This is a genomic window from Altererythrobacter sp. CAU 1778, from assembly GCF_054482795.1.
Window position 1 is genome coordinate 119,221 of record NZ_JBTLRP010000001.1, and the last position, 25,417, is coordinate 144,637.

22 protein-coding genes and 1 pseudogene are annotated in these 25,417 nt (G+C 64.7%); 4 read left to right on the forward strand and 19 right to left on the reverse strand.

What is annotated here, in order from left to right:
- The first annotated feature begins 179 nt into the window (after positions 1-179).
- The gene (locus tag ACXYN8_RS00550) at positions 180-2,543 is read left to right on the forward strand and encodes a CDC48 family AAA ATPase (protein ID WP_458887317.1); all 2,364 of its coding nucleotides are present in this window, start codon (positions 180-182) and stop codon (positions 2,541-2,543) included.
- 17 nt (positions 2,544-2,560) lie between these two features.
- On the opposite strand, the gene ACXYN8_RS00555 is transcribed toward ACXYN8_RS00550, so the two are convergent.
- The 3 genes from ACXYN8_RS00555 to polA are packed head-to-tail and all read right to left on the reverse strand — an operon-like array spanning position 2,561 to position 7,834.
- The gene (locus ACXYN8_RS00555) at positions 2,561-3,640 is read right to left on the reverse strand and encodes a mechanosensitive ion channel family protein (RefSeq protein WP_458887318.1); all 1,080 of its coding nucleotides are present in this window, start codon (positions 3,638-3,640) and stop codon (positions 2,561-2,563) included.
- A gap of 47 nt (positions 3,641-3,687) precedes the next feature.
- Complete coding sequence (locus ACXYN8_RS00560; RefSeq protein ID WP_458887319.1) at positions 3,688-4,971, reverse strand: sensor histidine kinase; 1,284 nt, start codon at positions 4,969-4,971, stop codon at positions 3,688-3,690.
- A complete protein-coding gene (gene polA, locus ACXYN8_RS00565) occupies positions 4,958-7,834 on the reverse strand; it encodes a DNA polymerase I (RefSeq protein ID WP_458887320.1) in 2,877 nt (958 codons plus the stop codon). Before polA ends, ACXYN8_RS00560 begins: the two co-directional genes overlap by 14 nt.
- A 299-nt stretch (positions 7,835-8,133) precedes the next feature.
- Here polA and ACXYN8_RS00570 point away from each other — a divergent pair, with 299 nt between their 5' ends.
- The gene (locus ACXYN8_RS00570) at positions 8,134-8,541 is read left to right on the forward strand and encodes a hypothetical protein (protein ID WP_458887321.1); all 408 of its coding nucleotides are present in this window, start codon (positions 8,134-8,136) and stop codon (positions 8,539-8,541) included.
- Here the strand turns inward: ACXYN8_RS00570 and ACXYN8_RS00575 are convergent.
- Together ACXYN8_RS00575 and ACXYN8_RS00580 are read right to left on the reverse strand one after the other, a co-directional pair.
- On the reverse strand, positions 8,505-9,554 hold the full coding sequence (locus tag ACXYN8_RS00575) for a serine hydrolase (RefSeq protein ID WP_458887322.1): 1,050 nt from the start codon (positions 9,552-9,554) through the stop codon (positions 8,505-8,507). The two genes, ACXYN8_RS00570 and ACXYN8_RS00575, sit on opposite strands and share 37 nt — an antisense overlap.
- Before the next feature lie 133 nt (positions 9,555-9,687).
- A complete protein-coding gene (locus ACXYN8_RS00580; RefSeq protein WP_458887323.1) occupies positions 9,688-10,095 on the reverse strand; it encodes a baeRF12 domain-containing protein in 408 nt (135 codons plus the stop codon).
- A gap of 173 nt (positions 10,096-10,268) precedes the next feature.
- Between ACXYN8_RS00580 and ACXYN8_RS00585 the strand changes: the two genes are divergently transcribed.
- Positions 10,269-12,497, forward strand: coding sequence for a DUF305 domain-containing protein (locus ACXYN8_RS00585; protein ID WP_458887324.1), 2,229 nt, complete (start codon positions 10,269-10,271; stop codon positions 12,495-12,497).
- Here ACXYN8_RS00585 and ACXYN8_RS00590 read toward each other — a convergent pair.
- The 5 genes from ACXYN8_RS00590 to ACXYN8_RS00610 form a co-directional block, all read right to left on the reverse strand.
- Positions 12,494-15,061 (reverse strand): HWE histidine kinase domain-containing protein, encoded by a 2,568-nt coding sequence (locus ACXYN8_RS00590; protein WP_458887325.1) that lies wholly within the window; start codon positions 15,059-15,061, stop codon positions 12,494-12,496. The two genes, ACXYN8_RS00585 and ACXYN8_RS00590, sit on opposite strands and share 4 nt — an antisense overlap.
- The gene (locus ACXYN8_RS00595; RefSeq protein ID WP_458887326.1) at positions 15,058-15,645 is read right to left on the reverse strand and encodes a biliverdin-producing heme oxygenase; all 588 of its coding nucleotides are present in this window, start codon (positions 15,643-15,645) and stop codon (positions 15,058-15,060) included. Before ACXYN8_RS00595 ends, ACXYN8_RS00590 begins: the two co-directional genes overlap by 4 nt.
- Positions 15,646-15,829: 184 nt before the next feature.
- Complete coding sequence (gene groL / locus ACXYN8_RS00600; protein WP_458887327.1) at positions 15,830-17,476, reverse strand: chaperonin GroEL; 1,647 nt, start codon at positions 17,474-17,476, stop codon at positions 15,830-15,832.
- A 71-nt stretch (positions 17,477-17,547) separates the two neighbouring features.
- The gene (groES, locus tag ACXYN8_RS00605; protein ID WP_458887328.1) at positions 17,548-17,835 is read right to left on the reverse strand and encodes a co-chaperone GroES; all 288 of its coding nucleotides are present in this window, start codon (positions 17,833-17,835) and stop codon (positions 17,548-17,550) included.
- A 147-nt stretch (positions 17,836-17,982) separates the two neighbouring features.
- The gene (locus tag ACXYN8_RS00610) at positions 17,983-19,395 is read right to left on the reverse strand and encodes an MATE family efflux transporter (RefSeq protein WP_458887329.1); all 1,413 of its coding nucleotides are present in this window, start codon (positions 19,393-19,395) and stop codon (positions 17,983-17,985) included.
- Between the two features lie 129 nt (positions 19,396-19,524).
- On the opposite strand from ACXYN8_RS00610, the gene ACXYN8_RS00615 reads away from it, so the two are divergent.
- Positions 19,525-20,067 carry an acyloxyacyl hydrolase gene (locus ACXYN8_RS00615; protein WP_458887330.1) on the forward strand — a complete coding sequence of 181 codons (543 nt, stop codon included), beginning with the start codon at positions 19,525-19,527 and terminating at the stop codon, positions 20,065-20,067.
- A gap of 15 nt (positions 20,068-20,082) precedes the next feature.
- Here the strand turns inward: ACXYN8_RS00615 and ACXYN8_RS00620 are convergent, their stop codons facing one another.
- The 9 genes and pseudogenes from ACXYN8_RS00620 to ACXYN8_RS00660 form a co-directional block, all read right to left on the reverse strand.
- A complete protein-coding gene (locus ACXYN8_RS00620) occupies positions 20,083-20,391 on the reverse strand; it encodes an immunity protein YezG family protein (RefSeq protein ID WP_458887331.1) in 309 nt (102 codons plus the stop codon).
- On the reverse strand, positions 20,392-21,669 hold the full coding sequence (locus tag ACXYN8_RS00625; RefSeq protein WP_458887332.1) for a DNA/RNA non-specific endonuclease: 1,278 nt from the start codon (positions 21,667-21,669) through the stop codon (positions 20,392-20,394).
- Between the two features lie 92 nt (positions 21,670-21,761).
- Positions 21,762-22,118, reverse strand: a complete 357-nt coding sequence (locus ACXYN8_RS00630; RefSeq protein WP_458887333.1) for a LuxR C-terminal-related transcriptional regulator — start codon at positions 22,116-22,118, stop codon at positions 21,762-21,764.
- Positions 22,115-22,936 (reverse strand): type III secretion system export apparatus subunit SctT, encoded by an 822-nt coding sequence (gene sctT, locus ACXYN8_RS00635; RefSeq protein ID WP_458887334.1) that lies wholly within the window; start codon positions 22,934-22,936, stop codon positions 22,115-22,117. The genes ACXYN8_RS00630 and sctT overlap by 4 nt, the downstream gene beginning before the upstream one ends.
- Positions 22,933-23,193, reverse strand: a complete 261-nt coding sequence (gene sctS, locus ACXYN8_RS00640; RefSeq protein ID WP_458887335.1) for a type III secretion system export apparatus subunit SctS — start codon at positions 23,191-23,193, stop codon at positions 22,933-22,935. The genes sctT and sctS overlap by 4 nt, the downstream gene beginning before the upstream one ends.
- Before the next feature lie 7 nt (positions 23,194-23,200).
- Positions 23,201-23,899: a type III secretion system export apparatus subunit SctR gene (gene sctR / locus ACXYN8_RS00645; RefSeq protein ID WP_458887336.1), complete on the reverse strand. Its 699-nt coding sequence runs from the start codon at positions 23,897-23,899 to the stop codon at positions 23,201-23,203.
- Positions 23,899-24,813 carry a FliM/FliN family flagellar motor switch protein gene (locus tag ACXYN8_RS00650; RefSeq protein ID WP_458887337.1) on the reverse strand — a complete coding sequence of 305 codons (915 nt, stop codon included), beginning with the start codon at positions 24,811-24,813 and terminating at the stop codon, positions 23,899-23,901. The genes sctR and ACXYN8_RS00650 overlap by 1 nt, the downstream gene beginning before the upstream one ends.
- A complete protein-coding gene (gene fliO / locus ACXYN8_RS00655) occupies positions 24,810-25,187 on the reverse strand; it encodes a flagellar biosynthetic protein FliO (protein WP_458887338.1) in 378 nt (125 codons plus the stop codon). The genes ACXYN8_RS00650 and fliO overlap by 4 nt, the downstream gene beginning before the upstream one ends.
- Positions 25,184-25,417 (reverse strand): annotated as a pseudogene (locus ACXYN8_RS00660) (hypothetical protein); the annotation flags it as partial. The gene fliO and the pseudogene ACXYN8_RS00660, both read right to left, overlap by 4 nt.

Consider the following 25,417-nt stretch of genomic DNA (forward strand, 5'->3'; position numbering starts at 1 on the left):
GGGCCTTTCAGGCATCCTCTCCCAAAACTTTCCAGCCCGGCCGGCAACGGCCGGGCTTTTTCTTTGCCCGTTGCCACGATGCTCGGCTGGCACGATTCCCGGGGCTGCCCGTTTGCAAACCGGCGGGGGGCTTCCTAGCTTGCCCTTGGCAATTCGGTGTTCCGAGGACAGGAGAAGGCATGGCAGACGCAGCGGCAAAACCGGCGGATCAGGGCGAGGGCACCAGCGTCCGCCTGCAGGTCGCGGCGGCCAAGGGTGAGGAAAGCGGCCGCGGGATCGCGCGGATGCCGCGCTCGGCCTTTCAGGCGCTCGGCATAACCGAAGGCGACACGGTGGAGATCACCGGCAAGCGCACCACGGTCGCCATGGCTGTTCCGGCTTACGAAGAAGACCAGGCGCTCGACGTCATTCGCCTCGACGGCCTCCAGCGAGGCAATGCGGAAGCCGGATCGGGCGAGCACGTGCAGGTCCGCGCAGTCGAATCGCAGCCCGCCAAGCGCGTCGTCTTCGCACCCGCCCAGCGCGAGATGCGCCTGCAAGGCCCGCCGCAGGCGTTGAAGCGCAATTTCTTCCGCAAGCCGTTGCTCGCAGGCGATCTTGTCGCAACGACCGGCCAGCAGCCGGTGCAGAACATGCCGCCCGAAGTGGCGCGGATGTTCAACCAGCCCGCTTACGCGCTGACCCAGATTAGGCTCACCGTCGTGTCGACCAGCCCCAAGGGCGTCGTCCACATCGACGAGGACACGGAAGTCGAACTGCGCGCCGAGTTCGAGGAACCGCGAGATGCTCGCGCTGTCGTGAATTACGACGACGTCGGCGGGATGCAGGAAACCATCGACGCCCTGCGCGAGATGGTTGAGCTGCCCCTGCGCTATCCCGAACTGTTCACGCGCCTTGGCGTCGATCCGCCCAAGGGCGTGCTGCTGCACGGCCCGCCGGGGACCGGCAAGACGCGGCTGGCGCAGGCCGTCGCCAACGAAAGCGATGCCAACTTCTTCACCATCAACGGCCCGGAAATCATGGGCTCCGGCTATGGTGAGAGCGAGAAGCGGCTGCGCGAAGTGTTCGAGGAGGCGAGCCGCTCGGCCCCTTCGATCATCTTCATCGACGAGATCGATTCCATCGCGCCCAAGCGCGACAGCACGCCGGGCGAGGCTGAGAAGCGGCTGGTCGCCCAGCTGCTGACGCTGATGGACGGGCTCGATTCGCGCACGAACCTCGTCGTCATCGCCGCGACCAACCGCCCCGATGCGATCGACGAGGCGCTGCGGCGTCCGGGTCGCTTCGATCGCGAAATCATCATCGGCGTACCGGACGAAAGCGGCCGGCGCGAAATCCTGGCCATCCACACGCGCGGGATGCCGTTGGGCGACCGGGTGGATCTCGCGGAACTCGCACGCACCACGCACGGCTTCGTCGGCGCCGACCTTGCCGCGCTGACCCGCGAGGCCGCGATCGAGGCGGTGCGGCGGATAATGCCGAAGCTTGACCTCGACGAGCGGACGATCCCGCCGGAAGTGCTCGACGAACTCTGCGTCACGCGAGAGGATTTCATGGAAGCGCTCAAGCGCGTCCAGCCTTCCGCCATGCGCGAGGTGATGGTGCAGGCGCCCAAGGTCGGGTGGGACGATATCGGCGGCCTCGGCGACGCGCAGGAAAAGCTGCGCGAAGGCGTGGAGCTGCCGATGAAGAACCCGGAAGCCTTCCGCCGCCTCGGCATCCGTCCGGCCAAGGGTTTCCTGCTGTATGGCCCCCCGGGCACGGGCAAGACCCTGCTGGCGAAGGCCGTGGCGAAGGAAGCCGAAGCGAACTTCATCTCCATGAAAAGCTCGGACCTGCTGAGCAAGTGGTACGGTGAAAGCGAACAGCAGATCGCCAAGCTGTTTTCCCGCGCAAGGCAGGTTGCGCCGTGCGTTGTGTTCATCGACGAGATCGACAGCCTCGTCCCGGCGCGCGGCAGCAGCGGCAACGAACCGCAGGTGACTGCGCGGGTGGTCAACACGATCCTCGCCGAAATGGACGGGCTGGAGGAAATGCAGTCGATCGTGGTCATCGGTGCGACCAACCGTCCCGCGCTGGTGGACCCGGCGCTACTACGCCCCGGCCGTTTCGACGAACTCGTCTACGTCGGCACCCCCGATAAGCCGGGCCGCGAACACATCCTGAAAATCCATGCCAGCCAGATGCCGCTGGCCGGCGATGTCGATCTGGCGGCGGTCGCTGCCAAGACCGACCGCTTCACAGGTGCCGATCTGGAGGACGTCGTTCGCCGCGCAGGTCTCAATGCCCTGCGGCGCGTGGGCGGCGACGTCGATCTGGTCACGAAGACCGATTTCGACGAGGCGCTGAAGGATTCGCGCGCCACTGTCACCGCGCAGATGGAAGAAGAATACAAGAAGATGCGCGGCGAGCTGAAGAAGCGGGCGGCGCAGGTCAATCCCATCGGCTTCCTGCACGAAGGCATGCTCGAACCCACGCGGGACAGGAAGCACGGCAGCGCCCCGGACGAGGGGACGCAGGAAGTGCCCGGCGGTATCGAGTAGCGCCGGGCGCTGCCGCCTCAGGGCTCTCCTGCCTTGGGGTGACCGTGCGGCACTTCCAGCCGGTGACGTATCAGCGCGTCGGGCATTTCGTCGCGCAGCCAGGCCAGCATGTGTTCGCGCACGTCGCAGCGCAGCGCGAAGAGGTCGCCGATGGTGTCGGCGCTCATCGACAGGCGCAGCTCGATGCTTTCGGGCCAGGTCTCGGTCATCACGAGCGCGAGATTGCGTCCATCGTAGAGTTCGTGCGCCTTGGTGTATCGTTCGAACTCCGCGCGGATCGGCCGGATGTCGGCCGCCGGGTCGAGGTGAAGCATCACCGGTCCAGTCAGCTTCTCGCTCTTGCGCGACCAGTTCTCGAAACTCTGGTCGAGGAATCGGCTGGTCGGCACGACGATCACCCGCTCGTCCCAGGTGCGCACGGTGACGAAGCTCATCCGCACCTCCTCGATCCGGCCTGCCTCGCCATCGACCTTGACGAGGTCGCCGATGCGGAACGGCTCCGTGATCGCCACCTGCAGGCCGGCGATCAGCGATTTGAGCGCGGGTTGCGCGGCTGCGCCGACCGCCAGTGCGGCAAGACCCGCGGAAGCGAGCAGCGTCGTGCCGATATCGCGCACGGCCGGAATGCCCAGCAGCATGAGCCCGATGGTAATGATTACGATGGCAATGGTCGCGGTACGCGACAGCACGGAGATGCGCGTGCGGCGGCTGCGCACGGCGACCGGGTCGTCCGACGCCTCCAGCCGGATTTCCATCGCGGCGGTGAAGGCCTTCACCAGTGTGTAGGCGATCCAGCCCAGCAGGGCCGGGCGCACGAACTGGGCGAGCGGCTCCCACGCGCTTTTCAGCTCCGGCACGCTCTGCGCGACCAATGTCACTCCGATGGCGATGAAAGCCCATTTCGCAGGCTTCCTGACCTGCCTGATGATGATCTCGTCGACCTGCGTCTCGGTTGATCGGGTGACCCGGTGAATGAGCGCGAAGAGCAGGCGGTGCAGCAGCCAGGCCGCGATCACGGCGAGGACGACTGCCACGGCGGCGACCGTTACCTCTTCCCAGTCGAGGCTCCAGTTGGCGGGATTGTAGCGTTCCGACATTGGCGCGCCCTATCGTGCGTCCGGTCCGCCTTCAAGCGGCCCGTCGGTCAGACCGCGCCCGGATCGAGCGGGAAGGAGATGACGATTTCGACGCCTTCGTCCGTGAAGCTGCGCTCCACCGTGCCGCTGAGCTGGCGCGCGGAGGTGTCCATCAGCCGGCTGCCGAACCCGCTGCCTGCGGGCTGGGCGACGCCGCCATCCACGAGTTCGCGCCAGGTCAGCGCCAGCGCCTCTCCATCGCGGGCCGAACTTACCCGCCAGGCGATCGCGATCTCGCCGTTGTTCGACCAGGCGCCGTACTTGACGGCGTTGGTCGTCATTTCGTGCAGCGCCAGACCGAGCGGGGTGGCCTGCCGCGCGCTGAGCGTCACCTGCGGCCCGGACAGTTCGGCGGTGCAGTCCGTGCCGCGGTAGGGCGCGATGGTGGTTTCGATCAGGCTGCGAAGGTCGGCGTGCTCGGCCCCGTCGGAGCCCTGCGTCACTTCATGCGCCTTCAGCAGCGCCTTGATCCGGTCGGAAATGCTCGTGACCACAGGCTGCGCTTGCGGATTGCCGCGACCGCTCAGCTGAACGATGGCGAGGATCACGGCGAACAGGTTCTTGACCCGGTGATTGAGTTCGCGCGCCAGCAGGTCGGCGCGATCGCGCGCTTCGGAAAGCTGGCGGGTGTTCGCGGCCTCTGCCTCTGCCCGCGCGGTGCGCCGAATCTGGAAGTAGCCGAACGCGATCGCGGCGAGCAGCATGGCGAGAAGCAGCGCAAGCAGGGGCAGGACGCGGGCTTCGGCAGCGGCGGTTTCGGCTGCGGCATCCTTCAGGATGGCGAGCTCGATACGCTCCATTTCGGCCATTGTCGTGCGCAACTGCGCCATGCTGCGCTGCCCGTCATTGCTCAATATCTGCGTCTGGGCGTCGATGATCTTGCCGTCACTGATAAGCGCGACGTTGTCTTCCATCTCGGAGAACTTGCGACGGCCCGCGGTTTCGATCTCGTCGAGCAGCTCGGCCTGCCGCGCCGTCATTGTCTGGCCGTGCACTTCGCGCAGGCGGCGCAGCGTCGGCTCGAACTGCTCCTTGCCGATGAGGTAAGGTTCCAGATAGCGGCGGTCGAGCGTGATGAAGTAGCCGCGCTGGCCGGTTTCGGCATTGATCACCGCACGGCCCAGATTGCGCAGCTCGGCCAGCATAAGGTTGGTCGCTTCGACCTGCTGGCGTTCGTTGCGCTCGTGCTCGACCGTTCGCATGATCAGCAGCACCGCGCCGATCAGCACAGCGGCGATCAGCACCAGCGGCACGAACCGCGAGAGGTTTCGCCAGACGCTAATGCGCGGCATCCCAGCTGCTACCATGGCCGATCTCGATGCCGAGCGGCACGTCGAGCTTGACCGCGGGAAGGGCAGCCTCCGCCATCACGCGCTCGATCACCGGGCTGGCGGCAGCGACATCGCCTTCGGGCAGTTCGAACACGAGTTCGTCGTGGACCTGCAACAGCATCCGCACGCGTCCGAGGCCCGCGTCTTCCAGCGCAGGCATCATGCGCACCATCGCCCGCTTGATGATGTCGGCGCTGGTCCCCTGGATCGGCGCATTGATGGCGGCGCGTTCGCTGCCCGCGCGCTCGTTCGGGTTCTTGGAGGTGATGCGCGGAAACCACGTCTTGCGACCGAACAGCGTTTCCGAATAGCCGCGCTCGCGCACCTGCTCCATCGTGCGGACGATATATTGCTGGATGCCCGGGAAACGCTTGAAATAGGTGTCGATGATATCCTGCGCCTCGTCCGCCTCGATGCCGAGACGTCCGGCGAGGCCCCAGCGGCTGATACCGTAGAGAATGGCGAAGTTCACCGTCTTGGCCCGCGCGCGGGTGTCGCGGTCGACCGTGCCGAACATCTCCGTCGCGGTGCGCGAATGGATGTCTTCGCCGCTGGCGAAAGCTTCCTTCAGCTGCGGCACATCGGCCATGTGCGCGGCGAGGCGCAGCTCGATCTGGCTGTAGTCGGCGGCGAGCAGGACATTGCCGTCCTCCGGCACGAAGGCCTTGCGGATTTCGCGGCCGATTTCCGTGCGGATGGGGATGTTCTGCAGGTTGGGGTCGGTCGATGACAGGCGGCCGGTCTGTGCGCCGACGAGGCTGTAGCTGGTATGGACGCGGCCTGTGTCGGGATTGATCGCGGCCTGCAGCGCGTCGGTGTAAGTGGTCCGCAGCTTGGTCAGCTGGCGCCATTCCAGCACCTTGTTGGCAATCGGCGCGCCTTCGCCCGCAAGGCGTTCGAGGATCGACTGGTCGGTCGAATACTGGCCGCTCTTGCCCTTCTTGCCGCCCTTGTAACCGAGCGTGTCGAACAGGACGTCGCCGAGCTGTTTTGGGCTCCCGATGGTGAATTCACTGCCCGCAAGCGCGTGAATTTCCTTCTCGATGCGCGTGGTGGTTTCGGCAAATTGCTCGGACAGGCGGGCGAGGGCAGCACGGTCGACCTTGATGCCGTTGCGCTCCATCGCGGCGACGACAGGGATCAGCGGGCGATCGACGCGCTCGTAAACCTTGGTCCCGCCTTCCAGCGCCAGACGCGGGTGAAGGTGCTTGTGCAGGCGCCAGGTGACGTCGGCGTCCTCCGCGGCGTATTCGGTCGCCTTGTCGAGCGGCACTTCGCCGAACGGGATCTGTTTCTTGCCGCTGCCGCAGATGTCCTTGAAGGTCAGCGTGGTGTGCGAAAGGTGGCGCTGCGACAATTCGTCCATGCCGTGCCCGCCGCCGATGCCTTCGAGCTGACGGCCCGCGTCGAGATCGAAGCTGACGATCATCGTGTCGTCCACCGGGGCGAGGTGGATATTGGCGCACCGCGCGAGGATATTGATGTCGTACTTGATGTTGTGGCCGACCTTCAGGACGGCATCGCTTTCGAGCAGCGGGCGCAGCGCATCCGCGGCGGCACTGCGGTCGACCTGCTCCGGCGTTTCGGCGAACATGTCGCTGCCGCCGTGGCCCAGCGGAATGTAGCATGCGTCATTGGGGCCGAGCGCGAGGCTGATGCCCGATAGTTCTGCCCGCATGGCGTCGAGGCTGCTGGTCTCGGTATCTACGGCAACCATCCGCGCAGCGAAGGCGCGGTCGATCCAGTGACGCAGACGCTCCATGGTCTGCACGCATTCGTAGGCCGAACGATCGACGGCTGGCATTTCGGGCAGTAGCTGGCGATTGCCTGCAGCCTCGGCGCTCGCCTGCGTCTGCTTGACGGGATTGAGATTGGTCGCCCGATTGGGGCTGCCGGCGCCTGCGCCCAGTCGCTTGAGCAGCGAGTGAAAACCGTGCGACTCGAGGAACCCGGCCAGCGGCTCGGGCGGAATGCCGTCGAGCACCATGTCGTCGAGCGCGATGGGGAGCGGGCAGTCCTCTTTCAAAGTCACCAGCACGCGGCTGAGTTCGGCCATCTCGCGGCCCTCCAGCAGGCGTTCCTTCAGCTTGCTCGTCTTCATCTCCGGCGCTGCGTCGAGCGCGGCCGTGAGCGAGCCATTGTCCGAGATCAGCTTGCTCGCCGTCTTGGGGCCGATGCCGTAAATGCCGGGAATATTGTCGACGCTGTCGCCCATCAGCGCCAGGACATCGCCAAGAAGTTCGGGCGGTACGCCGAATTTCTCGACGACTTCATCGCGCCCGATGCGCGCATCCTTCATGGTGTCGAGCATGTCGATGCAGCCGCCGGTGGTCACGCCCGGTTCCAGATCCTCGTCGGCGCATTGCCCGATGAGCTGCATCAGATCCTTGTCGGAGGAGACTATGGTGACGTCCCAGCCCTTGCGGATGGCGGCCTTGGCGTAGCTGGCGATCATGTCGTCCGCCTCGACGTCAGGCTCCTCGATCATCGGCAGAGAGAAGGCGCGGGTGGCGTCGCGGATCAGCGGAAACTGAGGGACCAGATCTTCGGGTGGGTCGGGGCGGTGGGCCTTGTATTCGGAATACAGTTCGTTGCGGAACGACTGGCTCGACTTGTCGAGCACGACTGCGAGGTGCGTCGGGCCATCGGCCTTGTCGAGATCGTCGGCCAGCTTCCACAGCATGGTGGTATAGCCATATACCGCGCCCACCGGTGTGCCTTCGGGGTTCGTCAACGGCGGCAGCCGGTGATAGGCGCGGAAGATGTAGGCAGAACCGTCGACGAGGTAGAGGTGCTGCTTCTTCTTGGTATCGATGTCGGCCATATCCGCCGCATCTAGCAGCGGATTGGGGGCGGGTCAGCCGGATTCGACGCCACGCACGCCGGCAATCAGCCAGACGCCGCAATTGCCTCATTGCGGAAAGATTGCCGCAAATACCGGCACTTGAGGCGATTGTGGGGACGGACCGCCACTTTTCGCCTTGCGCTGCCACATTCCTGCCTCTATTTGCCATCTCACATCGCTGGAGCCGCCCCGTGCGGATCCGGCCTTGTCCTCCGGGCGAGTGTCCGGACGGATTACTCGCTGTTCAAAGGAACATCATATTATGCGTAAGATCATTCTTGCTGCCGCTGCCGTTTCGGCTCTGTCGCTCGCCGCTTGCTCGGAAGGCACCCAGGACGCCGCTGAAGCTACCGCTGATTCGGCCATGGCCGACGCCGCTGCAAACGCTGACGCCGCTGGCGAAGCCGTTGAAGGCGCTGCTGTCGAAACCGGCGAAGCCGTTGACGCTGCTGCTGCTGACGCTGCTGCTGCAACCGACGAAGCTGCTGCTGAAGTCGAAGCTGACGTCGAAAACGAAACCGAAGCAGAAGCTCAGGCTGACTGATCTTCGCTTTCGCGAAACAACGAAAAGGGCGGTACCTTCGGGTGCCGCCCTTTTTGTTTGTCCTGAAAAGACGAAGCTGGGCCAGCGTTCAGCCCGGCACCAACGTCAGTTCGCGGAGCCGACCGTTCCCGGTCGCGAATAGCGCGCATTGGCCATGTGCCGGATCTGCGTCTGGTAACCGTCGTAAAGTCCGCGCGCGATGCTCGCGATGCGCGATTCGCGATTGGGCCGCGCGCCCTGCCCGGTCACGTAGATCGCCACCGCGATCGTGTGACCGTCCGGGCCGGTGATGAAGCCGATGTCGCTCGACGTGTTGTTCAACGAGCCGGTCTTGTTCGCAACGGTCACGTCGGCGGGCATCAGTCCGCGGATGCGGCGCTTGCCGGTGCGCGTGCGTTCCATCGTGTTGATGATGAGATTGCGGCTCGAACGGCTGAGCCATTTGCCCTCATGCAATCCGGCGAGCATCTGCACCATTGCCTGGGGCGTCGCGCTGTCGCGCAGATCGATCTGCCGGGCCGGGTCGATTTCTCCATCGTCGCGCACCAGAGTGGCGATATCGCGCGACAGGGTGAAGTCGGTAATGCCCGCGCGGCGCGCCCAGTCGTTGACCGCCTGCGGACCCCCGACGACCTTCAGCAAGGCGTCGGTCGCCTGATTGTTGCTCCGCGTGATCATTATGTCGAGCAGCGTGCTGGCCGAAAGATAGGCTCCGGGTTTAACCGGGGCGACACGGGTGGAGAACGCCGACGAGCTTTGCGGCACCATGAGGGGGAATTCGCTCGTCAGGCTCCAGCGGCCCTGATCCACACCCTCTAGAAAGGTCGCGGCAATCGCGATCTTGCTCGTGCTGGCCATCGGAAAGCGTTGATCGCCCAGAATCGATATGCTCTGTCCGGTGGTGAGGTCCATCGCCGCCACGCCGATCCGGCCCTTGGAGCCATCGGCAAGGCCCGCGATCAGGCGTTCGAAATTGCTGTCGTAATCCGCACGATACACTTGCGGCGCACGGACTTCCGTGCCGAGCACAGTGTCAAAACTCGCCTCGAAATTCTGGCGCTGTTCGGCGCCGGTTTCAGCAAGTGCGGGCGTGGCAAGAAGTGCGAGCCCGGTAGCCAGGCCCACAATCGCGCGATTGATCATATTTTTCGACATGTTTCGCAAATTACACCAAGCTGCATTTGCAAAAGCTTAATGACATTTGTTCCGGTCATCGCAACAAAATTACGACGGACCGGTTCGTTTGCGATGTCAGCCGCCCGCACGATTGCGCGCGGGCGGCGGATTCCTATGCCGAGGCGATAACCTTCGCGATCTGCTCAGGGGGTTCTGACGTCATGGTACGATCGAGTTCGCCGACCAGCGCATCATGCAGCTTGGTGTGATAGTGGCGGCGCATCTCGCCCAGCGACTTGGGATCGGCCACCACGAACAGCTTGCTGATCTTGCCACCGATGGCGGCCTTGTTGAGCCATTCCGCAGCGGCGGCGGCGTGTGCGAGTTCGTCCAGGTCGGTTCGGCCCAGCTTCTGGCCGACCTCATCCTGATGGCGCACGCCTGCGCTGAAATTGGTACCGTCGACATCGACCCGTTCGAGCGGCTTGAGGCGCGGCTCTGCGGACGATCCGGCGTTCTCGAAAAGGGCGAAGTTGTGGCCGTCGACGACAGCGACAGTGGTCTGGTGGGGAAGTTCCATCGGTCTCCTCTCTTGTGGTTCTGCCCGCTCAACGCACGGATCACGCGCTTGTTTCGAGACCGCGCGAAGTGCGGGACGAGCGACGCATGGGCATCGACCAACGGCACTTGACGGCGAAGCGACATTGCTGGCGAATGGCGTCAACGAAACGACACGACAGGGACGCTTCTTCCATGGGGACTTCGACGAGATTTTTCGCGCGCGCCGCGCTGGCCGCGCTGCTGGCAGGGGCCGCACCCGCAGCCCTGGCGCAGGGCGCACCTATCGTGCAACCGGGCGCTCCGGGCCAGCCCAGCAAGGTGCTGACCGCCGAACAGGCGACGAGGCTCGCAGATACGTCCTACGCCCCGGCCGATGCCGCATTCATGCAGCACATGATCACTCACCACAGCCAGGCCGTGGAGATGGCGGCGCTGATAGCCTCGCGCACCAATAACGAGGACGTGGTGAAGGCTGGCGGCCGGATCGAGGCGAGCCAGGCGGACGAGATGAAGTTCATGCGCGAATGGCTCGAGGCGCGCTCCGAACCGCTGACCATGCCGATGTCGCACGGGGCGCACGGGGCGCACACCATGATGAAGGGCATGGCGAGCCCGGAGCAGATGGCTGCACTGGCAGCGGCCAGTGGAACGGCGTTCGACCGGATGTTCCTGCAAATGATGATCGCGCACCATCAGGGCGCGCTCGACATGGTGGACGAACTGCACCGCAATCCGGGCACGGCCTACGACCCGGTGATGTTCGAATTCACCAACGACGTCGTGACCGAACAAAAGGCCGAGATCGAGCGGATGAACACGCTCCTCGCCGGTCTCTCGTCCGATCCGCGCGCGACGCTGGCGGCGGGCTTCCGCGATGCGGGGCAGGCGATCAGCAACATGCGGCTGGTCACGGCCATGCCCAAGCCGGACGGGTTCTTCGATCCGGAAAATCCCGGTGGCCTGCAACCGCTCAAGACGAAGAAGGACGAGGACGAGGAAGCCGAGGCCCCGAAGTCGCCCGCCGCCGAGGCCGAAGACGCGGAGGAGGAAGAGGCTAAACCGCAGTTCGGGGAGCGCGGCTCGCTGCTGTCCTTCGCCCAGACCGACATGGCGTTTTCCGGCGATATTCTCGTCACCGGCAACTACCACGGCTTCAACGCGTACCGGCTGGGGGAGGATGGCGTGCCTGCCCTCGTCAGCTCGACCGTCTGCCCCGGCGGGCAGGGCGACGTCTCGATCGTCGGCAACCTGCTAGTGATGAGCGTGCAGGACAGCCGCGCGCGCATCGATTGCGGACTTCAGGGCGTGGAGGGGAAGGTGAGCGAGGACCGCTTCCGCGGCATTCGCATCTTCGACATCTCCGACATCACGCAGCCCAAACAGGTCGGCATCGTCCAGACCTGCCGCGGCAGCCACACGCACTCCATCGTCAGCGCGGACGAACGCAGCATCGTGCTCTACAATTCCGGCACGTCCTACGTGCGCGACAACGAGGAACTGGCGGGCTGCTTCGACACTGCGGGTGACGAGACCGCGTTGTTCAGCATCGACGTGATCGAAATCCCGGTGAAGAACCCGGCGGCCGCGCGCATCGTCGATCGCCCCCGCGTGTTCGCGGCGGAAGGCCAGATCGCGGGCTTGTGGCGTGGCGGCGACCACGGTGAAGGGACGCAGGACACCTACCGGACCGACATGTGCCACGACATCACCGTCTTCCCCGCGAAGAAGCTGGCGGCGGGCGCGTGTTCGGGCAATGGCATCATCCTCGACATCTCGAACCCGCGAAAGCCGGTCCGGATCGACGACGTTACGGACAAGGGATTCGCCTACTGGCACTCGGCCACTTTCAACAATGACGGCACCAAGGTGCTGTTCACCGACGAATGGGGTGGCGGCGGTCGTCCGCGCTGCCAGGCGGGCGATCCGATGAACTGGGGCGCCGACGCCTTCTATGCGATCGAGGGACGCAAGCTGGTTGCCAACGGCACCTTCAAGCTGCCTGCACCGCAGAGCGACAAGGAGAACTGCGTCGCGCACAACGGCTCGATCATCCCGGTGCCGGGACGCGATATCTTCGTGCAGGCGTGGTATCAGGGCGGGATCAGCGTGATCGACTTCACCGACCCGGCCAACATTCACGAAATCGCCTATTTCGACCGTGGGCCGGTCGACGCCGACCAGATGGTGCTGGGCGGGTACTGGAGCGCTTACTGGTACAACGGCCGCATCTACGCGACCGAGATCGCGCGCGGGCTGGACGTGCTGGCACTGGAGCCGAGCGAGTTTCTGACCGCGGACGAGATCGCCGCTGCCGAGGCGGCGCAGTATCAGGGCAATCTGTTCAACCCGCAGACGCAGACGCAGGTCACCTGGCCCGCCGAAGTCGTCGCCCGCGCCGAAGCGAGCCGGAAGGGAGGCTAGCCTCCCTTTCCGAGCAACTTGAGAATGGCGTCCTCGATCTGGTCGGAAGTGTAAGGCTTCACGACCACGGGGACGCCGGCAAACTCCGATGGAATGGCTTCGTCGCCGCCATAGCCGGTGGCGAAGAAGAACGGGATGCCCCGGTCGGTGCACTCGCGTGCGATCGGGGAACTCGTTTCCTTGCCGAGGTTGAAGTCCAGCATCGCGATCTGGATGCCGCCTTCCTTGATCGCCTCGCAAGCCGCTGAGACGCTCGCTGCGAGCGTGACTTCGCCAGCCCCCATGTCGCGAATCTTGTCCTCCGCGTCGAAGGCGATCAGCATGCTGTCCTCGACCAGCAGCATGTGCATTCCGTCGAGCGAAGCCGCTTCCGGCGCAACCGCGGCTTCGGGTCTGGCGACAGGCGTTTCCGGTGCGGCCTCCGCAAAGGCGACATGGCGCGCAGGAATGGTGAAGCGCGCTTCCACCCCGCTAGTGCGGTAATGGATTTCCGCTTCGCCGCCGAGTTCGTGCGGGATCGAATTGTTGATTACGGTGGTGCCGAAACCCTGGCGCGTGGGGCGCTGGACGGCGGGGCCGCCACGCTCGCGCCAGTCGAACACCAGATCGCCGATCTCCGACATATGCCATGCCAGTTCGAGCGTGCCACTGTCGCTCAGCGCACCGTACTTGGCGGCATTGGTCGCCATTTCATGGATCACCAGCGCCATTATCGGGATGGCTTCGGGTGCAATCGCAACGTCGGGACCGTCCATGCTCATGCGGTCGCCGCCCGCCTTCACATTGGGCCCGATATAGGCTTCGACCTCTGTTTCCAGCAGGCCGCGCAGGCTCGCCGGGGACCAGTTCTTGGCCGTGAGCATGTCGTGCGCGCTGGCGAGCGCCTTGACCCGCTTTTCGAGCGTGTCGATGACTTCGGCAATCGATCCGCCCTCGCGTCGCGACTGGCTCATCAGCGCGCGGATCAGCGCCAGGATATTGCGGACGCGGTGGTTCAGTTCCGCGATCAGCAGCTTCTGTTGTTCGCCCGCGCGGCGCCGTTCCTCGCTTGCCGCTTCGGTCAGGCGCAGGACCACTTCGAGCAGCGTGGTTCGCAACCTTTCGGCAACGCGGACTTCGGCACGGGTAAAAGGTTCGCTCCGGCCGCTGACGATTTCGCGCCACTCGTCGAAGCTGTTGCGTGGGCTTAGCTTGAGCCCGTCGGGCGTCTGTTCGACGTGCTTGGCCTGCTGCCCGGCCCAGCGCACCGTCTCGATCTGCTCCTTGCGGAACAGCACCATGTAGTCGCGCGGACGGCGCGAGATCGGGATGGCGAGAAAGCCGGCGACCGGCGAACTTTCCGGATCGATATTGGGCGCGAAGGCAGAAATGCGGTCGCCGTGGTGGATCGTCTGTGCATCGGCGCGATTGAGCGCGCGGATCAGCTCGCAGAAATTGTCGTGCCCCGGCGTCAGCCCGTCGAGGGAGACGCTGTCGTCGACATAAACGCCCACGCCGTCGCAGCGGATGGCGCTGGGCATCAGGTCATGCAGCCATTCGGCGTCGGTCAGACGGCTTTCGTCCTGCGCCGCCGCACTCATCAAGCGGTTGGAGACGTGCTGCGCCGCGTCTTCGTATTCGGACACCTCGGCGCGCAGCTTGCTCTCGAGCTGGAGCGAGAAGATCTGGCCGAACAGCTCCGCCGCGCTGCGTTCCGCAAAGCTCGGGACCTTCGGCCGGTCATGGTGACACGCGATGAGGCCCCAGAACCGCCCTTCGACGATGATCGAGACCGACAGCGAACTGACCACGCCCATGTTGCGAAGGTATTCGAGGTGGACCGGCGACACCGCCCGGTAGAGCGCCATCGACAGATCGAGCGGCGGCATCTCTCCCACCGGTTCGATCGGCACCGGATCGGCATGGGCGTCGGCGATGATGCGGAAGGTGTTGCGGACGTAAAGCTTGCGTGCCTGCTGCGGAATATCGGTGGCCGGGAAATGCAGGCCGAGGAAGCTGTCGGTCCCGCGCGCGACCGATTGCGCCACCACTTCGCCGCTTTCGTCGCCGGCGAAGCGGTAGATCATCACCCGGCTGTAGCCCAGAAGGCCGCGGAACTGGCGCGCCGCTTCGCTCAGCAGGGCGTCGGAATCCTTGCACTGGCTCAGCCGCGCCAGCGCCGTCCGGGTGGCGGCGGACGCTTCGAGCTGATCGTCGGTCGCAGGCTCGCATTCGATGATTACCGAATTGCCTGAGAAATGCACCGCGACGTCGAACTTTTCGCCCTCCTCATTCAGCGCGAGGCCAAGGATGCGCTCGACCGCGTCTGTGCCGCGCAGCATGGCGATATGGGCACGAAGCGTCGTGATCGCGTCCGCGCAGAACACGTTGCCGAGCGAGGTGCCGAGCAGGTCGTGCGGCTGCTTGCCGAGATACTTCTCCGTATTGGCGGCGCGCTGGATCAGCCAGTCGGCGCTCATCGCCAGCAGGAAGCCGAGTGGCTGAATGCCGCCTGGCGTCTGGATCGGCTCGCGATCGCAATTGGTCAGCGTAATCTTGGCATCGATGGGGAGTGTTTCGTTCACGGGATTCTCGGCGTCAGGAGTTCGGCAGTCGCGCGGAACGCGGCGAAGCTTTTGCGGGCACCGACAAGCGCCTGTTCCACGAAGTCGGCGGATTGGTCAGCGGCCTCGACGGTCAGGGCATCGCAGAAGCGCCGCCATTCGCGGGCCGCTTCGCCCTGGGAAGAGAGATAGGCACGCGGCAGATCGGCAGGCACCTGCCGATCGAGCACCACCCCGCCGAGGCGCGAGCCCTCGATGACATATTGCGCGCCCCAGACCTCGGCGTCGTTGTCGAACGCCAATGGCTCGACAGCGGCGGCGGACCGCGGCGCCTGAAGGGCGGTCAGATCGGCTGCAATCAGGTCGGTACGTGACGCCCAGCCAGCGAAACCGCGGCCACGAAAACTGGGCTCGATCGCGCGGTGGGCCATGGCATGGGCCTGCAGGAACAGGCTGTAATGTCTGACCTGCGACAGATCGAAGACGGCGAAAGCTTCCTCGGTCGCGAGATGTTCCTGTGCGGTACTGCGGCGCAGTTCCATGCGGATGTCCGGGGCGGCCGAACGCCCTGCTCGCGCGGGGCGGCGTCCTGCCGTGGCAGCCATGCTGGAACCGGATGCGCGCAAGAGACCCCTTCCAAGAAAAAGCGCAATTGGGAATAACGCGCACTTTCGGCGAAAGTGCCGGAAGTTTCAAATATTTCTCCGCCCTCGGACGGTAAGCAAAAGGCCCGGCAGGATCGCTCCTGCCGGGCCTGATGTTTCAGCGCAATGGCGCAGGGTGGCTGGCTTAGAAGCCCATGCCGCCCATACCGCCCATGCCGCCCATGTCGGGCATCGGCGCAGCCGGCTTGTCTTCCGGCATTTCGCTGATCGCCGCTTCGGTGGTGATCAACAGACCGGCGACCGAGGCCGCATCTTGAAGCGCGGTGCGCACGACCTTAGTCGGGTCGATGACGCCGGCAGCAGCCAGGTCTTCGTACACGTCGGTGGCCGCGTTGAAGCCCTGCGCTTCGTTGTCTTCACGCAGCAGGTTGCCCGAAACCACCGCACCGTCGAAGCCGGCGTTCTGCGCGATCTGGCGCACCGGCGCCATGATCGCCTGGCGGATAATGTCGATGCCGCGCGTCTGGTCGTCGTTCTCGCCCTTCAGCCCTTCGAGAGCCTTGGTGGCGTAGAGCAGCGCAGTACCGCCGCCCGGAACGATGCCTTCTTCGACAGCAGCGCGGGTTGCGTGGAGAGCGTCGTCGACGCGGTCCTTGCGTTCCTTCACTTCGACTTCCGAAGCACCGCCGACCTTGATCACGGCCACGCCGCCGGCCAGCTTCGCGAGCCGTTCCTGCAGCTTTTCCTTGTCGTAGTCGCTGCTGGTGGTTTCGATCTGGGCGCGGATCTGTTCGACCCGTGCCTTGATGTCTTCCTGGGCGCCTGCGCCATCGACGATGGTCGTGTTGTCCTTGTCGATGGTGATCTTCTTGGCTTCACCGAGCATTCCGACAGTGACGTTCTCGAGCTTGATGCCGAGGTCTTCGGAAATCATCTCGCCCTGCGTCAGGATCGAGATGTCCTGCAGCATTGCCTTGCGACGATCGCCGAAGCCCGGAGCCTTCACGGCTGCGACCTTCAGGCCGCCGCGCAGCTTGTTGACCACCAGGGTCGCCAGCGCTTCGCCTTCGATGTCTTCAGCGATGATCAGCAGCGGACGACCGCTCTGCACCACGGCTTCGAGGATCGGCAGCATGGACTGCAGGTTCGACAGCTTCTTCTCGTGGATCAGGATATAGGGATTTTCCAGTTCCACGGTCATCTTGTCGGGGTTGGTGACGAAGTAGGGCGACAGGTAGCCGCGGTCGAACTGCATGCCTTCGACGACATCGAGTTCGAATTCGAGGCCCTTGGCCTCTTCCACGGTGATCACGCCTTCCTTGCCGACCTTTTCCATGGCTTCGGCGATCTTCTCGCCGACTTCACGGTCGCCATTGGCGGAAATGATGCCGACCTGGGCGATTTCCTGCGAACCGGACACGTCCTTCGAACGCGACTTCAGGTTCTCGACCACGCGGGTCACGGCGATGTCGATGCCGCGCTTCAGGTCCATCGGGTTGATGCCTGCAGCGACCGACTTCATGCCTTCGCGAACGATGGCCTGAGCCAGCACGGTCGCAGTGGTGGTGCCGTCACCGGCGGCGTCGTTCGCCTTCGATGCGACTTCGCGCAGCATCTGCGCGCCCATGTTCTCGTACTTGTCCTTGAGCTCGATTTCCTTGGCGACGGTGACGCCGTCCTTGGTGATGCGCGGGGCACCGAAGCTCTTGTCGATCACGACGTTGCGGCCCTTGGGGCCGAGCGTGACCTTGACGGCATTGGCGAGCGTGTCGACGCCCTTGAGGATGCGCTCGCGCGCGTCGCGGCCGAACTTTACGTCCTTGGCTGCCATGATGTTTTCTCCTGAGAAGTTCTATCGATCCCCGGCGAAAGCCGGGGTCTTGTGCGGATTGGAAGCGTGGATCAGTCGATCACGCCCAGCAGGTCGCTTTCCTTCATGATGAGCAGGTCTTCGCCGTCGACCTTCACCTCGGTGCCCGACCACTTGCCGAACAGGACCTTGTCGCCTGCCTTGACGTCGAGCGGGGTGACGGTGCCGTCTTCGGCCTTCGAGCCGGTGCCCACGGCGACGATTTCGCCTTCGCTCGGCTTTTCCTTGGCGCTGTCGGGAATGATGATGCCGCCGGCGGTCTTTTCGTCGGCTTCGATGCGACGGACCAGAACGCGGTCGTGCAACGGACGGAATGCCATAGTTGGACCTCTTTCGGTTGAGAGATTGAAACGTCGTTGGCACTCCCGATGGGAGAGTGCCAGCGCGCCGCATTTGGGGTTGCGCCCTGACGGAGTCAACGGGGCGGCGGCGAAAAATCTTTCGCTTCCGCCGGGGCGTTGGCGCGGTCAGGCGGGCTGAGCCGGCAGCCTTGTCGTCAGGCCCAGCGCATCGCGCCGCTGCCACCGCCACGTCAGCGCGAAGGCCACGCAGACCAGCGCGACCAGCAGCCCGATCCACAGCCCGATGCCCTCCAGCGGCGTGTTGAGTCCCAGCCACCACATCGCACCCAGGCCCGGCACCCAGAAGCTGACGATCGCAATGAACATCGGCGTGCGGGTGTCCTGCAATCCGCGCAATGCGCCCGCCGCCACCGCCTGCAAACCGTCGAACAGCTGGAACGCTGCGGCAACCAGCAGGAACGGGATGGCATAGGCCACCATTGCGGCGTTCTCCGGCGCGAAAGGGTCGATATAGATCCGCAGCACCGCGTGCGGGGCGAACACCATGATGCTGGCGGTCAGCGCCATGAAGCCGACGCCCATGGCAATCCCGGTCCACCCTGCACGACCCATCCCTTCACGGTCGCGCGCGCCGAAAAAATAGCCCACGCGGATGGTCGCCGCCTGTCCCACGCCGAACGGGACCTGGAAGGCAAGCGCGGCGATCTGGAGGGCGAGTGTGTGTCCGGCGAGCTGCGAGGTGCCGAACAGCCCCATCATCAAGGCGGCGGAATTAAACAGACCGGCTTCCGCCAGAATGGTCAGCGCAACGGGCGCGCCGGTCACGGCAAGCGTGCGAAAGGCAACGGGGTCGAACACCCACAGCCGCCCGAAGATGCGATAGCGCGACAGGTCGGGATAGCGCGCGATCAGCGCGACGTAGGCGAACAGGGTGAAGACCGCGGTGATGACACTGGCGATCGCCGCGCCCTCGATGCCCATGGCCGGGACACCAAGCTTGCCGAAGATGAAGATGTAGTTGGTCGCCGCCGCCACCCCGATCTGCATGGTGAGGACGAGCGTGGCGATGTAAGGGCGGCCGAGCGACGAGACATAGCTGCGCAACACATTGGCAGCGATGGCGGGAATGGTCGCCCACATCAGGATCCGGAGATATCGCCCGGCCATTGCGGCGATGTCCGTTTCCTGCCCGGTCGCAAGCAGGATCGATTCTCCGAACCAGCACATCACCATCACCAGCAGCCCGCACAGCACTGAAAGCCACAGCGCCATGCGCGTTGCCCGGCGGACCTTGCGGACCACACCGCGCCCTTCGCCCAGCGCCGCCGCGATCAGAGCAGAGACCATCCCGGTCGCGCCGATAAACATCCACATGGCGGTGCCGAACAGCGCCATTGCGAGCGAACTGGCTGCCAGCGGACGCTCCCCCAGCCGCGCGATGAAGATGACGTCGAGCGCGAAGACCAGCATTTGCAGAAGATTCGCCAACGCCAGCGGCCAGGCGAGCGCGAAGGTGGCCCGTATCTCGGTCCTCCATGGATGCGCGCCGGGCTTCGGAAAGGCGTCTGTCTGCGTCATAAAGCCGCCCCGGATAGTGGCGAGGGTGGTGGCGGGACAGCGCCGAGCCGGACGTCGCCGGATTTTCTCTTAAGCTTGCGGCAAGCTGGCAACAGCCAAGGCGCGGGCATAGCAACAGGGGTCCGCCAGATGACAAGAACCACGCTCGCCATTGCCGCCACGCTCGGCGCGCTGACGCTTGCTGCGCCGGCACAGGCGCAGGAAGTTTTTGCCGGAGCTTATTTTCACGAAGTGGAAACGCCCTTCACCTTCGCTGTCGAGGAGGCGGGGGCGGACATCGAGCTCGGCTATCGATGGGAGAAGCAGGAGGCGCTGAACTTCCTCGGCAAACCGCAGCCTTACGTTCTCGCCTCGATCAACACGGCGGGCGACACCAGCTTTGCCGGGGGCGGGCTCAGCTGGAAAATCGGCAGCGAGCGCTTCTACGTCCGGCCCGGCCTTGGCGTGGTGGTCCACGACGGACCGAGCGAGCGCTTCGATCCGGAGACGCGGACCCGCACCGATCTCGGCAGCCGCGTGCTGTTCGAGCCCGAAATCGCTATCGGCACGAAGCTGACCGAGCGGCTCGATATCGAGGCGAGCTGGGTCCACATCAGCCACGCGCAGCTGTTCAACAGCGAACAGAACCCCGGCATCGACATGATGGGCGTACGGCTGACCTACGGCCTCTAGCCCCTGCCCGCGGCGTCAATCCGGATATGTAACGTCGAGATTGAAGGTGCCGTCGGGCTTCAGCGTGAACCGGCAGCTGGTCCAGGCAGCCCTGCCATCTTGCTGCATGAGGTCGCGCAGTTCGTAGAGCGCATCGTCGACATCGAAATCGGTTTCTGCCGGAATTGAGCGGCCCTGCGACCATTCGCCATCGACCTTGCAGCTGTAGGCTTTCTTCGACCAGTCGGAATCAATTTCCGCATCGATGCGGGCTTCCTCGAAGCCATCGGGGCAAGTTACCATCAGCGCCTGCGCTAGCGTCTGGTAAAGCGCGGTCTGGTTCACTCAATTGCCTCCGGGCCGATTGCGAAATGTTTCGACCTGCGTGTTCCCGTCGATCGTATATTCGACACGGAATGCGTTGGGTCGGGCACTGCCTTCCGGATAGCGGACAGTGATGTTCACATCAACGCTGCGACCTTCGCGCAGCGCAGCGGCCATTGTATCTTCCATGGACCGCCATCGGCCCATGTTCAGGTTTCCATCCATCGGTACCAGATTTACGCGCTCGCCTGGCCCGCTGAATATGCTGGCGATCAAATGACCGCCTTGATCGCTCTCCAGCCTGTCGTCCCTGCCTGCGACGCGTTGCTGGTAGCCATTGCGTTCTGCCGTCGAAAGATCGAGCCGGCCAGAGACGGCTTCGACCTGGCCGTCTGCATTGGTGCGATAGGTGTAACCATTGACCTGGTAGTCGGCATTGGCGCGGAGGTTCGGCGCATTGAGCTCGCGCGACCAGTTGCCGGGACTGCCGCCGTCGATCTGGATCTGTGGGCGCGTGTCGATGGCGCGCGGGGCGGGGGGTGGATCGAAGAATTCGTCGAGCTGCGTCCTCATCCGCTCGAGCGATTCGCGCGCACTGCCCGGCATCGCATCGATCGCGCCTTGAGGGATCTTGTCCAGGAGATCGCGAATTTCGCGCAACGGTGCCTCCAGCGCGCCACGGGCGGCCGGGTTGCGGGCGGCCATCGTCACGGCATCGGCCACGGTCTGCGCCCATTTGCCGATCTTGCCCGCCTTTGCCGCATCGCCGAGATAGGGAATGACGCCGGCCGCAGAAAGCGTGCCGTTGAGCAGGTGTCCGCCGGCCTCTCCCCACTCGCGGTTCCACAGGGCACCGCCCATGCGGCCAAGCGAGATCAGAGCATTGCTCCCGTCCGCGAACGGCGTTGGCTCGACGATCCCCACCAGATCGAGCGTCATCTGCGTCAGATCGGCGACCACTGTCGCAGTGGAGGGGCCACCCGGATCGTTCGCCGGCGCCTGCTGCGGGACAAGGCCGGCGGGGACGGTGCAGACCTGTGCCGTATCCCACGCACGGGCGTATTCGCCTGCCTCCCTCGGCGTAAGCCTGGCGGCGATCTGCGCCTCAACCGCCTGCGCCTGTCCAGGCAGTTGCGCGCGCAGCAAAGCGGCATCGCGCTGCAGGCCCGATGCATCGAATCCGCCCGCGCGGTGGCGGGCGAGTAATGTGGAAGCCGTCGCGGCAGGCGTCGTATAGGATCGCTCGGTCGCAGCCGGGGACTGGCGAACTGGCGAGCTTGACGTCGAGCCTTCGATCACGGGCGTTCTCCGGATGCTTCGGCAGGCACGCTAAGCCTCCGCCGTAATGACCGGTATCTGCAGAACGTATAGGCCGCGCTCTTTGCCGCGGCTCAATCCAGCGAGTGGAACAGCAGCCCGCCCAGCGCCACCAGCTCGCGCATGCCGTCCAGATCCAGCTTGCGGACCGTGCTGTTGAGATGCGTTCGCGCCGTGCCCTCGCTGATCGCAAGCAACGTCGCGATATCGGCATTGGATCGGCCCCAGCCGGCGAAGCGGAAGGCGGCGGCTTCCATGCGCGTGAGTTGCTGGAGGCTCTCGACGAAGGACAGTGGCACCCGCGCGCCATCGACCAGGAATTCGCCAACGGTGACCTGACGCTGCCGTGCCGGGTCTCTCGCAGCCATTTCGCGCATCCGCGCGATGAGTACAGCCAGATCTGCGTCGTCCGATGGTGCGGGGTCGGTCATCCGGGCTCGCCCACACGTTCCAGCATACCCTGCGAAACTGCATCGCGCGACGTCAGATCGGTGATCACCATGCGGCCGAGCAGCGGTAGGATCAACACCACGATGAACAGCGCAGCAAGGCTCTTGATCGGGAGGGAAAGCATGAAGACGTTGAAGTTCTGCGCGAAACGATTGAGCAGGCCGAGGCCGAGGTCGATAACGTAGAGCACCAGCAGCGCCGGGGTGGCAAGCACGAAGGCGATCATGAAGAACCGCCCGAATTCCCCTTCGAACAGTGTGACGGCCCGCATGTCCAGCGCTACGCCGCCCGGCCCCATCGGCCATACGGCGTAGCTCACCATCACCGTGCCCACCAGGAGCGTCAGACCCCCTGCCGACACGAATGTGACCTGCGCGAAGCGGCCAAGCAGCGTGGCGGACAGCGACTGCGTATTGCCGCTCAGCGGATCGACGATCTGGGCGATGGTCGCTCCGGTCTTGCTGTCGATGATCTCCCCGGCAGACGCCATTGCCCAGAGGAAGGTGGCGTAGAACAACCCGATGATCGCGCCCGCCGCTGCCTCGCGCGCCAGCAGCCACAGCCAGTCCCCGGCGCTCAGCACATCGGGCTGGAACCCCACCGGCAAGGACAGCGCGACGAGCCCGAAGGTCACGATCAGCGAGTTCCGCACCAGCGGCGGCACCAGCTGCGGCGAAAACAGCGGCATCATCAGGAAAGCAAAGGCGAAGCGCGCCGATGCCGCGCCGACCAGCAGGGCCTGCTCCGTCCAGGGCGCTGCCGAGACGAGCGAATCCCCGATAGCCGCGGCCACGGTCATCCGACCATCCGCGGAAAGTTGGAGAAGATCTGGTCGCCGAAGGCATAGAGGCTGCCCGCGACGAGCGAGGCCGTGATGAACAGCGTCAGCACGATGGCGAAGAACTTGAGCGTGAACTGGAGAGTCTGTTCCTGAATCTGCGTCGCCGCCTGGATCACCGCGACCAGCAAGCCGACCAGCGAGGCCGCGATGATCGGCGGTGCCGAGAGCAGCAGCACAAGCCACAGCGCCTCAATCGTGATGTCGGTCGGATCCATCGGGGCGCTACATCGCGTACGACAGGACGAGCCCGTGGCTCAATTTCACCCAGCCGTCGATCAGCACGAACAGTAATATCTTGAACGGCAGGGATATGGTGACTGGGCTGAGCATCATCATGCCCAGCGCCAGCAATATGTTGGAGATGACGAGATCAATGATCAGGAAAGGCAAGAATATCAGGAAGCCGATCTGGAAGGCGATCTTGAGCTCGCGCACGGCGAAGGCGGGCACGACGATGACGAAATCGGTGTCGCTTAGCGCGCTGGCCCGGTCTGGCCCGCTGATACGGCGCTGCGTGGCGAGGAAGAACGCCCGGTCGCCGGCATCGCTGTTCCTCACCAAGAAATCGCGCAGCGGCTCCTTGACCCGATCCGCGGTTGTCAGGATTTCGCCCGTATCGGAAATCTCCGGCGGCAATTCCGGCGTGTCGCCCGGCATCGTCGCCACCGCTCCGTCTCCGATCCCCGCTGCCGCCGACATATCCTGCAAGGTGGGATACATCACGTATACCGTCAGGATCAGCGCAAGGCCGTTCAGCACGACGTTCGGCGGCGTCTGCTGAAGTCCAAGCGCATTGCGGACTATGGAGAGCACAACCACGATCTTCGTGAAGCTGGTGACCATCACGGCGAAGAACGGGGCCAGCGCGATGATGATGACGGTGAATAACGCCGAGCCGGGCGTAAACGAACCGAGTTCCATCAGACGTCGTCCTCGATATGCGGATCGTCGCTCGGAGTCTGGGTGCTGCCCGTCTCGGCCGGATCTTCGATCAGCACGGCGAACCTGTCGCCCAGCCTGATCAGCTCGCCGCGCCCCAGCGTGCGCCCTCCGACGGAGAGCGTCACATTCAGACCTTCGCTGACCGCGCCGAGTTCGATCGTCCCGCCCTGCGCCAGTGTGTCGAGATCTGCCGCCGATACCACCGTATCGGGCAGGGATATCCCGACCGGCACGGTGAAACTTTCATTTCCTTGGCGTTCGGCCATCGAATGCTCTCCGGCTGCTGTTGAATTTGGTTGTGGGAAAGGCGCTACCCGCCCGCTCAATGGATCGAAGCCCAGGCGCGCGGCGCCCGCGTCGCCCGACGACTGCCGCAACGGCCATGGTCCTGCCGAGAGAATCACGATGTCGCCGGGGCCGGTATTCGCCGCGTCTTCCATGGAAAGCTGCGCCGCGATGCATTCGAGCGACAAGGGCGACTTCGCCCTCGCGAAGGGAGCGCACGGACAAGAGACCAGCGCGACTAGTTCGCCGGCGAGCTCATCGGAGCGGGACAGAACCGTCGCTGCACAGTCCTCCTCCAAAGCACCGTAGTCGTTAAACTCGACCGCAAGTCCGGTGGCCGCCTCCACCATATCGAGCAATTCTCTGTGAGCTTCGAGCGCCTGTTGCAGCCTTTGGCCGTCGGCCCCGACCGGTGCGGCATTTGCCCGTGCAGGTCGGAAGGCGAAATTCGGTCCGAGGTACCAACCGCCTTCCGATCCCTGCACCGAACGGATCGCGACCTCTAGGCCGTGATCGCGCAAGACCCGCGCGACGGCGTGGGCGAAACCGGCCTGTTCCGGTGCGATGTCCGGCAGGGCGCTTGCGATACCGGCCTGCGCCGCCGTCACGAAGGCTCGCTCCGCGCCATGGGCAGGCGGAACCGCTGGCGGGATTCGGGGGGCGCCGCTGGCGCATCCTCCGTCTGATCAAAGGATGTTGCCTCGTCCTTCGGCCAGCTTCGCAACTGCGTGATAGTGCTGGCAGTAACGCCGAGCAGGAGGTGTTCGCCGTCCAGTTCGACGATCACCAGCCGCTCGCGCGGACCGATGGGGAGCGCCCGCTCGAAACGCAGCGTGCGCCCCCCCTCGCCCGGCCTGATCTTGCCAAAGCTGCCGTCCTGAAACTTTCGCAAGAGCCAGATCGCGCCGAATGCGAGGGCCAGCACGAAAGCGAGTGACAGTATGATAGCGAAGATGGACGATAAGACGGTTCCGGCGCTCATGCGGCGGATATCCTTTCGTGTTGGAGCCCTTGTTGGTTGGGTGCGTTGGTCTGGGCGCGGCTGGCCGCATTCCGGGCGTCGCCATTTTCTTCGCGCTCGCGTTGCAGATCGCAAAGCATCGGCGCGTGGCCATCGCGCGCACGTTTCGCCCACAATATGACTTCCGCGATCGCATCGAACAGTTCCTCCGGCACGATCTCACCCACCTCGCCGCGCGCCCACAGGGCGCG